This window comes from Stutzerimonas nitrititolerans (genome assembly GCF_003696285.1).
Taxonomy (GTDB): domain Bacteria; phylum Pseudomonadota; class Gammaproteobacteria; order Pseudomonadales; family Pseudomonadaceae; genus Stutzerimonas; species Stutzerimonas nitrititolerans.
The window spans coordinates 225,099-238,752 of record NZ_RFFL01000001.1 but is presented as its reverse complement, the minus strand read 5'-3'; the positions used below and the strand labels follow the sequence as shown (position 1 = coordinate 238,752).

General features: G+C 64.1%; 17 protein-coding genes. 6 read left to right on the top strand and 11 right to left on the bottom strand.

Features of this window, described 5'->3' with window-relative positions; translation table 11 throughout:
- Positions 1 to 177 precede the first annotated feature (177 nt).
- Positions 178 to 639, top strand: coding sequence for an EVE domain-containing protein (locus EA795_RS01060; protein ID WP_122075073.1), 462 nt, complete (start codon positions 178 to 180; stop codon positions 637 to 639).
- 6 nt (positions 640 to 645) lie between these two features.
- On the opposite strand, the gene EA795_RS01055 is transcribed toward EA795_RS01060, so the two are convergent.
- Positions 646 to 1,044 carry a flagellar basal body-associated protein FliL gene (locus tag EA795_RS01055; protein WP_014854468.1) on the bottom strand — a complete coding sequence of 133 codons (399 nt, stop codon included), beginning with the start codon at positions 1,042 to 1,044 and terminating at the stop codon, positions 646 to 648.
- A gap of 179 nt (positions 1,045 to 1,223) precedes the next feature.
- On the opposite strand from EA795_RS01055, the gene EA795_RS01050 reads away from it, so the two are divergent.
- The gene (locus tag EA795_RS01050) at positions 1,224 to 2,204 is read left to right on the top strand and encodes an NADPH:quinone oxidoreductase family protein (protein ID WP_122075071.1); all 981 of its coding nucleotides are present in this window, start codon (positions 1,224 to 1,226) and stop codon (positions 2,202 to 2,204) included.
- Positions 2,205 to 2,261: 57 nt separating this feature from the next.
- On the opposite strand, the gene secB is transcribed toward EA795_RS01050, so the two are convergent.
- The 3 genes from secB to EA795_RS01035 all read right to left on the bottom strand — a co-directional run bounded on the left by secB (position 2,262) and on the right by EA795_RS01035 (position 3,502).
- Complete coding sequence (gene secB / locus EA795_RS01045; protein ID WP_014854470.1) at positions 2,262 to 2,750, bottom strand: protein-export chaperone SecB; 489 nt, start codon at positions 2,748 to 2,750, stop codon at positions 2,262 to 2,264.
- Positions 2,751 to 2,831: 81 nt separating this feature from the next.
- Positions 2,832 to 3,086, bottom strand: a complete 255-nt coding sequence (gene grxC, locus EA795_RS01040) for a glutaredoxin 3 (protein WP_065984540.1) — start codon at positions 3,084 to 3,086, stop codon at positions 2,832 to 2,834.
- A gap of 2 nt (positions 3,087 to 3,088) precedes the next feature.
- On the bottom strand, positions 3,089 to 3,502 hold the full coding sequence (locus tag EA795_RS01035) for a rhodanese-like domain-containing protein (protein ID WP_065984541.1): 414 nt from the start codon (positions 3,500 to 3,502) through the stop codon (positions 3,089 to 3,091).
- 140 nt (positions 3,503 to 3,642) lie between these two features.
- Here EA795_RS01035 and gpmI point away from each other — a divergent pair, with 140 nt between their 5' ends.
- The 4 genes from gpmI (at position 3,643) to EA795_RS01015 (ending at position 8,734) form a co-directional block, all read left to right on the top strand.
- The gene (gene gpmI, locus EA795_RS01030) at positions 3,643 to 5,187 is read left to right on the top strand and encodes a 2,3-bisphosphoglycerate-independent phosphoglycerate mutase (protein ID WP_122075069.1); all 1,545 of its coding nucleotides are present in this window, start codon (positions 3,643 to 3,645) and stop codon (positions 5,185 to 5,187) included.
- A gap of 116 nt (positions 5,188 to 5,303) precedes the next feature.
- Positions 5,304 to 6,551 carry a murein hydrolase activator EnvC family protein gene (locus EA795_RS01025; RefSeq protein WP_014854474.1) on the top strand — a complete coding sequence of 416 codons (1,248 nt, stop codon included), beginning with the start codon at positions 5,304 to 5,306 and terminating at the stop codon, positions 6,549 to 6,551.
- A gap of 30 nt (positions 6,552 to 6,581) precedes the next feature.
- Complete coding sequence (locus tag EA795_RS01020; RefSeq protein WP_014854475.1) at positions 6,582 to 7,922, top strand: S41 family peptidase; 1,341 nt, start codon at positions 6,582 to 6,584, stop codon at positions 7,920 to 7,922.
- A gap of 2 nt (positions 7,923 to 7,924) precedes the next feature.
- The gene (locus EA795_RS01015; RefSeq protein WP_014854476.1) at positions 7,925 to 8,734 is read left to right on the top strand and encodes a divergent polysaccharide deacetylase family protein; all 810 of its coding nucleotides are present in this window, start codon (positions 7,925 to 7,927) and stop codon (positions 8,732 to 8,734) included.
- A 9-nt stretch (positions 8,735 to 8,743) separates the two neighbouring features.
- Here EA795_RS01015 and EA795_RS01010 read toward each other — a convergent pair whose 3' ends face one another.
- From EA795_RS01010 to hisB, 7 genes are all read right to left on the bottom strand, one after another.
- Positions 8,744 to 9,493, bottom strand: coding sequence for a substrate-binding periplasmic protein (locus EA795_RS01010; protein WP_122075067.1), 750 nt, complete (start codon positions 9,491 to 9,493; stop codon positions 8,744 to 8,746).
- 154 nt (positions 9,494 to 9,647) lie between these two features.
- On the bottom strand, positions 9,648 to 10,394 hold the full coding sequence (locus EA795_RS01005) for a substrate-binding periplasmic protein (protein WP_122075065.1): 747 nt from the start codon (positions 10,392 to 10,394) through the stop codon (positions 9,648 to 9,650).
- Positions 10,395 to 10,475: 81 nt separating this feature from the next.
- Positions 10,476 to 11,246, bottom strand: coding sequence for an imidazole glycerol phosphate synthase subunit HisF (gene hisF / locus EA795_RS01000; protein ID WP_058073851.1), 771 nt, complete (start codon positions 11,244 to 11,246; stop codon positions 10,476 to 10,478).
- A gap of 66 nt (positions 11,247 to 11,312) precedes the next feature.
- Positions 11,313 to 12,056 (bottom strand): 1-(5-phosphoribosyl)-5-[(5-phosphoribosylamino)methylideneamino]imidazole-4-carboxamide isomerase, encoded by a 744-nt coding sequence (gene hisA, locus EA795_RS00995; protein WP_065984547.1) that lies wholly within the window; start codon positions 12,054 to 12,056, stop codon positions 11,313 to 11,315.
- A 36-nt stretch (positions 12,057 to 12,092) separates the two neighbouring features.
- A complete protein-coding gene (locus EA795_RS00990; protein WP_122075062.1) occupies positions 12,093 to 12,353 on the bottom strand; it encodes a DUF2164 domain-containing protein in 261 nt (86 codons plus the stop codon).
- On the bottom strand, positions 12,353 to 12,991 hold the full coding sequence (gene hisH / locus EA795_RS00985; protein ID WP_014854482.1) for an imidazole glycerol phosphate synthase subunit HisH: 639 nt from the start codon (positions 12,989 to 12,991) through the stop codon (positions 12,353 to 12,355). The genes EA795_RS00990 and hisH overlap by 1 nt, the downstream gene beginning before the upstream one ends.
- Complete coding sequence (hisB, locus tag EA795_RS00980; RefSeq protein ID WP_058077965.1) at positions 12,991 to 13,584, bottom strand: imidazoleglycerol-phosphate dehydratase HisB; 594 nt, start codon at positions 13,582 to 13,584, stop codon at positions 12,991 to 12,993. Before hisB ends, hisH begins: the two co-directional genes overlap by 1 nt.
- Positions 13,585 to 13,654: the final 70 nt, after the last annotated feature.

The window sequence follows — 13,654 nt, the reverse complement described above, 5'->3', positions numbered from 1 at the left end:
CAAGGCGAATGACCTCCCGTCGAGCCCTTTTGTTGTCATTGTCGAGACTCGATGATCCAACCTCAATCGCGGCATTCTCCGTCATGCCTCGGATCTGCGCAAACCAGCGCGGCAACCGATTGTCGGGGAAGCTGCTTTCAAGGACCCTTTTGAAGCGAACCAAGGAGAGCAAACTTCATGCCGTACTGGCTGATGAAATCGGAACCGGATGAATTTTCCATCGAAGACCTGCAGAAACGGCAGGGTGCCCGTTGGGATGGCGTGCGCAACTACCAGGCACGCAACTTCCTTCGTGCCATGACCGCAGGCGATGAGTTCTTCTTCTATCACTCCAGTTGCGCCGTGCCCGGCATCGCCGGCATAGGTCGCATCAGCCGCACCGCCTACCCCGACCCCACCGCCCTGGACGAGAAAAGCCCCTACTTCGACGCCAAAGCCGGCGAAGCCAGCAATCCCTGGAGCGCCGTGGACGTCGAATTCGTCGAGGCCTTCCCACAAACCCTGACGCTGCCCCAACTGAAAGCCGAGCCCCTGCTTGCCCAGATGCCACTGGTGCGCAAGGGCAATCGGCTATCGGTGATGCCGGTCAGTGCGGAAGAATGGGCAACCATCCTCGCCCTGCGTCCGGGGCGTAACTGACGCTCCCTACTGGATGATCAGGTTGTTGAACAGCAGGTCGTCCACCAGTGGCTGCCCCTCCTCCTGGCTCAGCACCGCCTGCACCTGCCGAAGCGCTTCCTGGCGCAGCGCTTCCTTGGCCTCGACGCTGCCCAGCGTCGCGTCGCTCTGCTGGGAGAACAGCATGACCAGCTGGTTGCGGATCAGCGGCTCATGGTGCTTGACCCGTTCTTCAGCCGCGGGACTGCCGATGCGCAGCGCCACGTCGGCCTTGTAATACTTCAACTTGCCATTCGAGCCGTAGTTGCCGACCAGCGCGGGTACCAGCGCGTAGTAGATCGGCTTGAGCGCTTCGCCTTCGGCTTTCTCGGCCAGCGCGGGGAATGCCAGGCCGAGGGCGAGACAGAGGAAAATGATGTGCTTCACGGGTCAACTCCAGGGGAAACGGTCGCCAGCATAAGCCAGCGCCACGCCATGACCCAAGCCCGACGCTTATGGAGCGCCATCAGGGCAGGCCATGCTCGTTGCTTCCGCACTTCAGCCTTCTAGACTCAGCTCACGCAGCCGCCCAGCCGGCTATCCGCGATCAATCAGAAGGAAATCCGATGAAAGCCGTCCTGTGCAAAGCCTTCGGCCCCGCCGAGAACCTGGTCGTCGAGGACCTCGACAGCCCCCAGATCAAGAAAGGCGAAGTGTTGCTCGACGTACATGCAGCGGGCGTCAACTTTCCCGACACCCTGATCATCGAAGGAAAGTACCAGTTCAAGCCGCCCTTCCCGTTCTCACCGGGTGGTGAGGCCGCGGGCGTGGTGGCGGCGGTCGGAGAGAAGATCGCCCACCTGAAGGTCGGCGATCGCGTCATGGCATTGACCGGCTGGGGCAGCTTCGCCGAACAGGTCGCCGTGTCCGGCCAGAACGTCCTGCCGATACCCGCCGAGATGGATTTCACCACCGCAGCGGCATTCAGCATGACTTACGGCACTTCGATGCATGCCCTGAAACAGCGCGCCAATCTGCAGCCGGGCGAGACCCTGCTGGTACTCGGCGCCTCTGGCGGCGTCGGCCTGGCCGCGGTAGAAATCGGCAAGGCCATGGGCGCACGGGTCATCGCCGCCGCCTCGACGAACGAGAAACTGGAAATCGCGCGCAAGGCCGGCGCGGACGAGCTGATCAACTACAGCGAAGCCAGCTTGCGCGAACGACTCAAGGAGCTGACCGACGGCCAGGGCGTGGATGTCATCTACGATCCGGTAGGCGGCAAGCTGTTCGAGGAGGCCTTCCGCAGCATCGCCTGGAACGGCCGCATGCTGGTGGTGGGGTTCGCCGCGGGCGGCGAGATACCGGCGCTGCCGGCCAACCTGCCGCTACTCAAGGGCGCAGCCCTGATCGGCGTGTTCTGGGGTGCCTTCGCTCAGCGCCAGCCGCAGGACAATGCCGCCAACTTCAAGCAGCTCTTCGCCTGGTACGCCGAAGGCAAGCTCAAGCCGCTGGTCTCGCAGACCTTCGCTCTCGAGCAGGCTGCCGAAGCGATCGATACGCTGGGCCAGCGCAAGGCGGTCGGCAAGTTGGTGGTGAAGGTGAGGTAAGAACAGCCGAGCCGATGAGCGCGGATAACCGGGCTCATCGGCTCGTTTGGCAGCGAATCAGTGCTGGGCCTGACCGGCCTCCTGCTGCATGCGCGCCATTTCCTGGGCATACAGGGCATCGAAGTTCACCGGCGCCAGCATCAGGGCCGGGAAGGAACCGCGGGTCACCAGGCTATCCAGCGCTTCGCGCGCGTAGGGGAACAGGATGTTCGGGCAGAACGCGCCAAGCGTGTGGCTCATGGCCTGCGGCTCGAGCCCCTTGATCAGGAAGATGCCCGCCTGCTGGACTTCAGCGATGAAGGCCACTTCCTCGCCCGTTTTCACCGTGACCGAAAGGGTCAGCACCACTTCGTGGAAATCGCCTTCCAGCGCCTTCTGCTTGGTGTTCAGGTCCAGCGCGACGCTGGGATTCCACTCATGGCGGAAGATCTCGGGGCTTTTCGGGGCCTCGAAGGAGAGGTCGCGCACATAGATGCGCTGCAGGGAAAACTGTGCACCCTGCTCTTCCTGAGCGGCGGCTGCGCCGTTGTTTGCTTGTTCTGTCATGTGAGCCTTCTTGTCGTGCGTGTCTTATTCGTTCCGCCCCGCCAGCGAGCAAGCCAGGGCTTGCCGGCAGGACACTGTACATCAGGCCTGAAGCATCGGATCCAATCGCCCCGCACGCTCCAGCGCGTGCAGCTCGTCGCAACCACCCACGTGCCTGTCGCCGATCCATATCTGCGGGACCGAGGTACGCCCGGCCTTGCTGGCCATCTCGGCGCGCAGGGTCGGATTGCCATCGACGGGTATTTCCTTGAAGGCAACCCCCTTGCGCTCCAGCAGGCTCTTCGCCCGTACGCAATAGGGGCACCAGGCGGTGGTATAGATGACGACTTCAGGCATGTTCACTTGACCACTGGCAGATTGTCGCCGCGCCAGCTGGAAATCCCTCCCGACAGCTTGACGGCAGTGAAGCCCGCCTTTTTCAGCTCACGGCAGGCTGCTCCGGCGTGCTGGCCCATGGCGTCGACGACGATGATCGTCCTGGCCTTGTGCTTTTCCAGCTCGCCCAGTCGGCTGACCAGTTTCTCGTAGGGAATGTTCAATGAATCGACGATATGCCCGCTGTCGAACTCCTTCTTGGCGCGCACGTCCAACACCACGCCTTCGTCACGGTTAACCAGCGCAGTCAATTCGCGCGTGCCCAGGCTCTTGCCGCCCTTTTGCGTTTCGGTGATGGCAAGCAGGACGAGCAACGCCAGGAAGATGCTGACGAGCACATAGTGGTTAGAGACAAATTCAATCAGGTTAGCGACCATCAAAAGGGTACCCGGAGGATAAAATGCGGGCCGAGTATACACAGCCCCCATCCTGGGCTGAACCCTGCGAATCGTGACGCCAAACCGGCCAGCCAGTAGACTGGCCGCCTTTTTCGCGCCCTCCTACAAGGACCCGACAGATGCCCGTTGCGCCCAAACCCCTGGTACTGATCATTCTCGACGGCTTCGGACACAGCGACAGCCCCGAATACAACGCCATCCACGCTGCCAACACGCCGGTCTACGACCGTCTGCGTGCCACCCAGCCCCATGGCCTGATCTCGGGTAGCGGCATGGATGTCGGCCTGCCGGATGGGCAGATGGGCAATTCGGAAGTCGGCCACATGAACCTCGGCGCCGGTCGCGTGGTGTACCAGGACTTTACCCGCGTGACCAAGTCCATCCGCGACGGCGACTTCTTCGAGAACCCGAACATCTGCGCTGCCGTGGACAAGGCCGCCTCCAGCGGCAAGGCCGTGCACATCCTCGGCCTGCTGTCCGATGGCGGCGTGCACAGCCATCAGGACCACCTTGTCGCCATGGCCGAGCTGGCAGCTCGGCGCGGTGCCGAGAAGATCTACCTGCACGCCTTCCTCGACGGCCGCGACACGCCGCCCAAGAGCGCGCAGAGCTCCATCGAACTGCTGCAGGCCACCTTCACCCGCCTGGGCAAGGGCCGGATCGCCAGCCTGATCGGCCGCTACTTCGCCATGGACCGCGACAACCGCTGGGATCGCGTGCAACAGGCCTATGAGCTGATCGTCGACGGCAAGGCCGAGTTTCAGTCCGATTACGCGGTGGACGGCCTGATCGCCGCCTACGAGCGCGGCGAGAGCGACGAGTTCGTCAAGGCCACCACCATCGGCGAGCCGGTGCGGGTGGAAGATGGCGATGCCGTGGTGTTCATGAATTTCCGCGCAGACCGCGCCCGCGAACTGACCCGCGCCTTCGTCGAAACCGGCTTCGATGGCTTCCAGCGGGCCCGCGTGCCGCAGCTGGCCGGCTTCGTCATGCTCACCCAATACGCGGCGAGCATTCCCGCCCCGGCCGCCTTCACCCCCGAGGCGCTGACCAACGTGCTCGGCGAGTACCTGGCCAACAACGGCAAGACCCAGCTGCGCATCGCCGAGACCGAGAAGTACGCCCACGTCACCTTCTTCTTCTCCGGTGGCCGCGAAGAGCCCTTCGCCGGCGAGGAACGCATCCTGATTCCGTCGCCGCAGGTCGCCACCTACGACCTGCAGCCGGAGATGAGCGCGCCGGAAGTCACCGACCGGATCGTCGAAGCCATCGACAACCAGCGCTTCGACGTGATCATCGTCAACTACGCCAACGGCGACATGGTCGGCCACACCGGCGTGTTCGAGGCGGCGGTCAAGGCGGTCGAATGCCTGGACAAATGCGTCGGCCGCATCGTCGAAGCCCTGGACAGGGTCGGCGGCGAAGCACTGATCACCGCCGACCACGGCAACGTCGAGCAGATGGAAGACGTGATGACCGGCCAGGCACATACCGCACACACCTGCGAGCCGGTGCCCTTCATCTATGTCGGCAAGCGCGACCTGAAGATTCGCGAAGGCGGCGTACTCGCCGATGTCGCGCCGACGATGCTGACCCTGCTGGGCCTGCCGGTACCGACAGAGATGAGCGGACGCTCGATCGTCGAGCTGAATCAAGGCCGATAGCCGGAAGCGGGAAACGAATCTTGGCAGCACGTCTACTTCCGGCGACGGCTCTCAAGCTTCCAGCCCGCTTTTTATGCATACTACGGCGACTCTCGAATCTCCGGTTTGTCCATCACATGCCTCGTATCCTCCTCGCATTCGCGCTTACCTGCCTGCTCGGCCCGGTCGTGGCCGACGAGCGCACCGAAGCACGCCAGCAGATCGAAGCCGCCCGCAAGGACGTCGCCGAGCTGCAGAAGCTGCTCAAACAGATCGAGCAGGAAAAGTCCGCCGTCCATAAGCAGCTGAAGACTACCGAAAGCGAGATGGGCGAGCTGGAAAAGCAGGTGGATTCGCTGCAGCAGGAGATCGATCGCAGCGAGGCCGAGCTCGAACGTCTCGACGAGGAGAAAACCACGCTTGAGGGTGCCCGCATCGAGCAGCAGCGACTGATCGGCATTCAGGCACGCGCCGCCTACCAGAGCGGTCGCCAGGAGTACCTCAAGCTGCTGCTCAACCAGCAGAACCCGGAAAAATTCAGCCGCACCCTTACCTATTACGACTATCTGAACACGGCTCGCTTCGAGCAGGTCGAGCGCTTCAACGAGACCCTGCGCCAACTGGCGAACGTCGAAGCCGGCATCGAGTCGCAGCAGACGATCCTGGCCGAAAAACAGGACGGGCTGAAGCAACGTCGCGCCCAGCTGGCCGAGGTACGCAAGGAGCGACAGCTGACGCTGGCCAAGCTCGACAAGGACCTCTCCAGTCGTGATCGCAAGCTCCAGGCTCGCAAGCAGGAGCAGGCGCAGTTCGAGCGCGTGCTCAAGACCATCGAGGAAACCCTCGCCCGCCAGGCGCGCGAAGCCGAGCAGGAACGTCAGCGTGCGCTGGCACTGGCGCGCGAGGAACAATCACGCCGGGCAAGCGGCAATACGGCGTCCGGCCCGCTTGTTTCCAGCGCCGGCGGCAACTTCGGCGGGCCTTTCGCCAACGCCAAGGGGAAACTGCCCTGGCCCGTCGACGGACGTCTGGTCGCCGGCTACGGCACTCCGCGCGGCGGCGACGCTCGAACCAAGTGGGACGGGGTACTGATCGGCGCCAACCTGGGCACCCAGGTGCGCGCCGTACACGGTGGCCGGGTGGTATTCGCCGACTGGCTGCGCGGCGCCGGGCTGCTGGTGATCCTCGATCACGGCAACGGTTATCTGAGCCTCTACGGTCATAACCAGAGCCTGTTGCGCGATGCCGGAGAGATCGTCGAGGCCGGGGACCCCATCGCCACCGTAGGAAACAGTGGCGGGCAGGAAGCCGCCGCACTGTATTTCGCCATTCGCCAGCAGGGTCGCCCGAGCGATCCGGCCTTATGGTGCCGCGCGCAAGGTTAACCTCTGCGCCCTTCACAACCGGAGTTCGACATGCTTCACCTGCGCCGCTTCGCCCGCCCCTCCACGCTGATCCTGGCCATGTTGCTGGGCATGCACGGCAGCGCCTGGGCGCAGCAGCCCCCGGCCGACCTGGTTCTGCCCCCCGAGGCGCTCGAGGACACCGGCAACAAGGCCCCGCTGCCCCTGGAAGAACTGCGCACCTTCGTCGAAGTACTCGACCGCATCAAGGCGGCCTATGTCGAGCCGGTGGACGACAAGACGCTGCTGGAGAACGCCATCAAGGGCATGCTCAGCAACCTCGACCCGCATTCGGCCTACCTCGAGCCGGAGGCCTTCGCCGAGCTGCAGGAAAGCACCACCGGGGAATTCGGCGGGCTGGGCATCGAAGTCGGGGTCGAGGATGGCTTCATCAAGGTGGTCTCGCCCATCGACGATACGCCCGCCTCCAAGGCGGGCATCGAGGCGGGCGACCTGATCGTCAAGATCGACGGCAAGCCGACCAAGGGGCTGTCGATGATCGAAGCGGTGGGCATGATGCGCGGCAAGCCCGGCACCGACATCAACCTGTCGCTGGTTCGCGAGGGCGGCAAACCCTTCGACGTCAAGCTGACACGCGCGATCATCAAGGTCACCAGCGTCAAGAGCCAGATGCTCGAACCCGGCTACGGCTACCTGCGCATCACCCAGTTCCAGATCAACACGGGCGAGGAGGTCGGCAAGGCGCTAGCTCGCCTGAAGAAGAACAACGAGGGCAAGAAACTCAACGGCCTGGTGCTGGACCTGCGCAACAATCCGGGCGGGGTATTGCAGGCCGCCGTCGAGGTATCCGACCACTTCCTCAGCAGCGGCCTGATCGTCTATACCCAGGGTCGTATCGCCAATTCCGAGCTGCGCTTCAACGCCGACCCGGCCGATGCCAGCGAGGGTGTCGCGCTGGTGGTGCTGATCAATGGCGGCAGCGCCTCCGCCTCGGAGATCGTCGCCGGCGCCCTGCAGGATCAGAAGCGCGCCGTGGTGATGGGCACCGACAGCTTCGGCAAGGGCTCGGTGCAAACCGTATTGCCATTGAACAACGACCGCGCGCTCAAACTGACCACGGCGCTCTACTACACGCCCAACGGCCGCTCCATCCAGGCCCAGGGCATCGAGCCGGACATCGAGGTGACCCGCGCCAAGCTGACCCGCGAGCAGGCGGCGGAAAGCCTGCGCGAGGCCGATCTGGCCGGTCACCTGGGCAACGGCAATGGCGGCCCCGATCGTCCCAGCGGCAGCAAGGCAGGCGGCGACTCGCCACGCCCGCAGGATGACGATTACCAGCTCGGCCAGGCGCTCAACCTGCTCAAGGGTCTGAACCTCACCCGCGGCAAATAGTGATGCGGCATGCGTCACTCTTGCTGCTGGCGAGCCTGATTCCGCTGTTCTGCAACGCATCGCTGGCCACGGGCGACAATGGCGAACGGCCCGCTGCGGCTGTCAGCCAGGCCAGCGCACCCAAGCTGGCGCTGATCATCGACGACCTCGGGCAGAATCCGGCCAGAGACGCGCGCGTTCTGGCGCTGCCCGGCCCGGTCGCCCTCGCGATACTGCCGGACACCCGCCACGCCTCCCAGCTTTCGCAACGCGCCCATGCGGCCGGCAAGACAGTCATGCTGCACCTGCCGATGGCGCCTGCGGGCGGCCCCTACGCGTGGCGCCCCGAGCTGCCCCAGGACGAACTGCGCCGCCGACTGGACGACGCGCTGGCCGTCGTCCCGCACGCCAGCGGGCTGAACAATCACATGGGCAGCCAGATGACCGACCAGCAGCAACCCATGGCGATGCTGATGGCCACGCTGCAGCAGCGCCACCTGTTCTTTCTGGACAGCCGCACCAACCCTCGCACCCTGGCCGCCGCTACCGCACAACGCGCCGGCCTGGCGAGCCTGTCGCGGGACATCTTTCTGGATGACGATCCCAGCCCGGCAGCGGTCGCCAGGCAGTTCGCCGCCGCCCTCACGCTGGCCCGCAAGCAAGGCTCGGTGGTGATTATCGGTCACCCGCACCGCAGCACCCTCGAATTACTGGAACGCGAGTTGCCACGGCTTGGCGAGCTGGGCATCGCCTGGATCGACATCGGCCAGATGATCGCCACCCGTGGCAACCGCGCCATGGCTGCCCATGGCCGTGGTGGTATCTATCGCTGACATAACACCCTAGAGATAGCGCCGCACGATGGCATCCACAGAACCATCCTGCTTCATCTCGTTCAGGGTCGTCTGCAGACGCTTGACCACCTCGTCGGGCGTTTCCCTGTTCAACGCCAGGAACAACTGCGCGTCATTGAAGCGCAGCACCGTGGCCAGGCCGCTGACGCCTTCCTGCTTGGCCAGGTAAGGCCCCACGGGATCGGTGGTGGCCCAGAGATCGATCTGGCCCTTGAGCAGCTTGTCGACGTTCTCCTGGTCACGCAGGGAGTTGGCCAGCTCGAAGCCCTTGCTCTCCAAGTGCTGGCTGACCGCATCGTTCTTGTAGGCACCGACACGGTACTGCCTCGCCTGCTCCAGCGAACTCAGCCGCAACGGGCTGCCCGGCGGAGCCAGGAGGACCCAGCCGGTGCTGGCCAACGGCCCGACCCACTTAAACAGCGGTTCGCGCTCGGGAGTGAAGGTGGTCGAGAACAAACCCTGGTTGGGCTGCTCCAGCACCTGCTTGTAGATTCGGTCCCAGGGGAAGCGCAGCGTCAGGCTGTAATCGATGCCGGCGCGCTTGAACAACTCGCGGACGATGTCGGCGTTGATGCCGTGAACGTTGTTCTCGGTTGCGTAGTTCTTCCGATCGGCCGCCATGTTGAAGGGCGGGAAATTCTCGGTCAGCAGAATCAGCTTGTAGTCGTCGGCCAGTTCGGCTCTTGCCGTGGTGGCGCCCAGCAACAACGCCATCACCACCAGAATTCGTTTCAGCATCGTTCTTCCCCCAGTCGACCATCGGCCAAGGTTTTATTTCTAGCAGCTGAAAGGCAAACGGACCGGGGTGAACGGGAAAACGAGACATAGATCACAAAACAGGAGCGACAGGCCCGCCGAACGAACGGGCCCGACCTGGCGGCTCCAGTGCAGGCTACAGATAACGGCCGTTGATTGCCTCGACGGTGCCGTCGGACCTCATCTGCTCCAGCGCAGCCTGCAGCTTCGCCACGGTATCGTCGGCGGTCTGCTTGTTCAGCGCGAGGAACAGCTGCGCATCGTCGAAGCGCAGTACGCGCTTGAATCCCGTTACGCCCTGCTGCTTCGCCAGGTAGCGCCCCGCCGGATCACCGGTCGCCCAGAGATCGATCTCGCCATTCTGCAGCTTCTCGACATTGGTCTGGTCGCGCAGTGCCAGCGAAGGCTCGAGTCCCTGCGCCACGAGGTGCTCGGCAATGGCGTCGCCCTTGTAGGCGCCGATGTTGTAGCGCCTGGCCTGTTCGAGACTGGTGATGTCGATAGGGCTGTCGGCACGCGCCAGCAACACCCAGTCATCCGGCCCGATGGGCCCCACCCACTTGAACAGCGCTTCGCGCTCGGGCAGGCGCGCCATCACGAACACACCGTAGCCCGGCGTTTCCAGCGCCATCTTGTAGACGCGCTCCCAGGGGAAACGAAGGGTCAGCGTGTAGTCGATACCGGCGCGCTGGAACATCTCCCGCACGATATCGGCCGCAATGCCCTGGATGTTCTCGTCGCGCGCGTAGTTCTTGCCGTCGACCGCCATGTTGTACGGCGGGAAGTTCTCGGTGAGCAGGTTGATCTGCTCCGGCGCCGCCTGCGCGGCACCGCAGAGCAGCGAGAGACTGGCGGCCATGGCCAGCAGCGTAGATTTGAACATTGCAGGATCTCCTTTGGATGTTGCGTCCGCGCTTGCCGCGAACACTTCCTTAATCAGCTAGCCGATCGAATGACGACCAGGTCAGCGCATCACGATGCCGCAGCTGGCCATGTAGGCCTTGGCTTCGGGGATGCTGTACTCACCGAAGTGGAAGATGCTGGCGGCGAGCACCGCATCGGCCTTGCCCTCGAGGATGCCATCGGCCAGGTGCTGCAGGTTGCCGACGCCGCCCGAGGCGATCACCGGAATGCATAGCGTCTCGCTGATGGCGCGGGTCACGCCCAGGTCGTAGCCGCTTTTCACGCCGTCCTGGTCCATGCTGGTCAGCAGGATCTCGCCGGCGCCGAGGTCTTCCATCTTCTTCGCCCAGGCCACCGCATCCAGCCCGGTGGGCTTGCGCCCGCCATGGGTGAAGATCTCCCAGCGCCCCGGTTCGCCCGGTGCCGAGACCTTCTTGGCGTCGATGGCGACGACGATGCACTGCGAACCGAAACGCGCAGCCGCCTCGCCGACGAACTCGGGGTTGAATACCGCGGCGGTATTGATCGAGACCTTGTCGGCACCGGCGTTGAGCAGGTTGCGGATGTCCTGCACGTTGCGCACGCCACCGCCGACGGTCAGCGGAATGAACACCTGGCTGGCCATGCGCTCGACGGTGTGCAGCGTGGTGTCGCGGTTATCGACGCTGGCGGTGATGTCGAGGAAGGTAATCTCGTCGGCACCCTGCTCGTCGTAGCGCCGGGCGATCTCCACCGGGTCGCCGGCATCGCGGATGTTCTCGAACTTAACGCCCTTGACCACGCGGCCGTTGTCCACGTCGAGGCAGGGGATGATGCGTTTGGCGAGGGCCATGGTCGATCTCTCTCGTAGGGTGGACAACCGCGCAACGTTGTCCACCGGGTCACCGGATTGGCGCTGTTACTCGTCTTTGAACTTGAGGTCGCAAAGCGCCTGCGCCTCGGCCACGTCCAGCGTGCCTTCGTAGATCGCTCGGCCGGTGATGGCGCCGATGATGCCGGGGGTGCTGGTGTCGAGCAGCTTCTGGATGTCGCCGATGTTGTGGATGCCGCCGGAAGCGATCACCGGAATGCGGCTGGCGTTGGCCAGGGCCACGGTGGCTTCGACGTTGCAGCCCTGCATCATGCCGTCCTTGGCGATGTCGGTGTAGACGATCGCCGAGACGCCATCGGCCTCGAAACGGCGCGCCAGATCCACGGCCTGCACGCTGCTGACCTCGGCCCAGCCGTCGGTGGCGACGAAACCGTCCTTGGCATCCAGGCCGACGATGACCTTGCCCGGAAACGCGCGGCAGGCCTCGCCGACGAATTCCGGCTGCTTGACCGCCTTGGTGCCGATGATCACGTAGCTGACGCCGGCGCGCACGTAATGCTCGATGGTTTCCAGCGAGCGAATACCGCCGCCGATCTGGATCGGCAGATCCGGGTAGCGCCTGGCGATCGCGGTGACCACCTCGCCATTGACCGGCTGGCCCTCGAAGGCGCCGTTCAGATCGACCAGGTGCAGGCGGCGGCAGCCGGCCTCGACCCACTTGGCGGCCATGGCCACCGGGTCGTCGGAGAACACCGTGGCGTCGTCCATCAGGCCCTGACGCAGACGCACGCAGGCGCCGTCCTTGAGATCGATCGCGGGAATAATCAGCATGGCTCGAACCTGTTCAAATCGGGTGTCGGTTAAAGGTCAGCTCTTCTCGAGCGCCCACAAGTCGCTTTCGATGCTTTCGAACCTGTCCTTCAGGTGCGTCTGCACGTCGAAAATCGCCTTGTTGTAGTACAGCGGAGCAATTTCACGAGCGAACAGATCGAGCACTTCCTGCGCCTCGAAGGAGCCGAGCTCCAGTTCGAAACGATCTTCCATAAAGCGCTTGATGGTCTGCTGCGCGGCCTGCTCCTGAGCGGCATCCAGCGCCAGGACCGGCACCTTGAGCTTCGCCCGGCTCATTACCAGCGGCCATCCCAGGCGGCGAAGTTCTGCAGCAACTGCAGGCCGTGGGTGTGGCTCTTCTCGGGGTGGAACTGCACGGCGAAACGCGAGCCATCGGCCAGCGCCGCGGCGAAATCCTTGCCGTAGTGGCCGCGCCCGACCACGTGGCGCGGATTGCCGGCCTCGACGTAATAGCTGTGCACGAAGTAGAAGCGGCCATTGTCAGGAATGCTGTGCCAGAGCGGATGGTCTACCGCCTGCTTGACCTGGTTCCAGCCCATGTGCGGCACCTTGAGGCGCTCGCCGTCCTCCTCCAGGTCCTTGCCGAAGAAGCGCACCTGGCCGGGGAACAGGCCGATGCAATCGACCCCGTCATTCTCCTCGCTGCGCTCGAGCAGCGCCTGCATGCCGACGCAGATGCCGAGGAAGGGGCGGTCGACGCTGACCTCGCGCACCAACTCGTCGAAACCCAGGCGGCGGATCTCGGCCATGCAGTCGCGGATCGCGCCGACGCCGGGAAACACCACGCGGTCGGCTTCACGGATGACCTGCGCATCGCTGGTCACCAGCACCTTGCCGGCACCGACGTGCTCCAGCGCCTTGGCCACCGAGTGCAGATTGCCCATGCCGTAATCGATGACGGCGACGGTCTGCATTACAGGCAACCCTTGGTCGAAGGCATCTGCCCGGCCATGCGCTCGTCCAGCGTCAGCGCCATGCGCAGCGCACGGCCGAAGGCCTTGAACACGGTTTCGATCTGGTGATGGGTATTGGTGCCGCGCAGCGTGTCGATGTGCAGCGTCACCAGCGCATGGTTGACGAAGCCCTGGAAGAACTCCTGGAACAGGTCGACGTCGAAACCGCCGACGGTGGCGCGGGTATAGGGCACGTTCATGGTCAGCCCGGGACGTCCGGAGAAATCGATCACCACGCGCGACAGCGCTTCGTCCAGCGGCACGTAGGAATGGCCGTAGCGGGTCATGCCCTTCTTGTCGCCGATGGCCTTGGCGAAGGCCTGGCCGAGGGTGATGCCGACGTCCTCGACGGTGTGGTGGTCATCGATGTGCAGGTCGCCCTTGCATTCGACATCCAGGTCGATCAGCCCGTGACGGGCGATCTGGTCGAGCATGTGCTCGAGAAAGGGCACGCCGATGGCGAATCGCGCCTTGCCGGTGCCATCCAGATTGATCGAGGCCTTGACCTGGGTTTCCAGGGTATTGCGCTCGACGAATGCCGTACGTTCGGCCATCACCTGCTCCACAAAATCAAACGGGAAAAGGCCGCCATTATAGGCCGCGGCAACTGAAGGCGGCTACCGG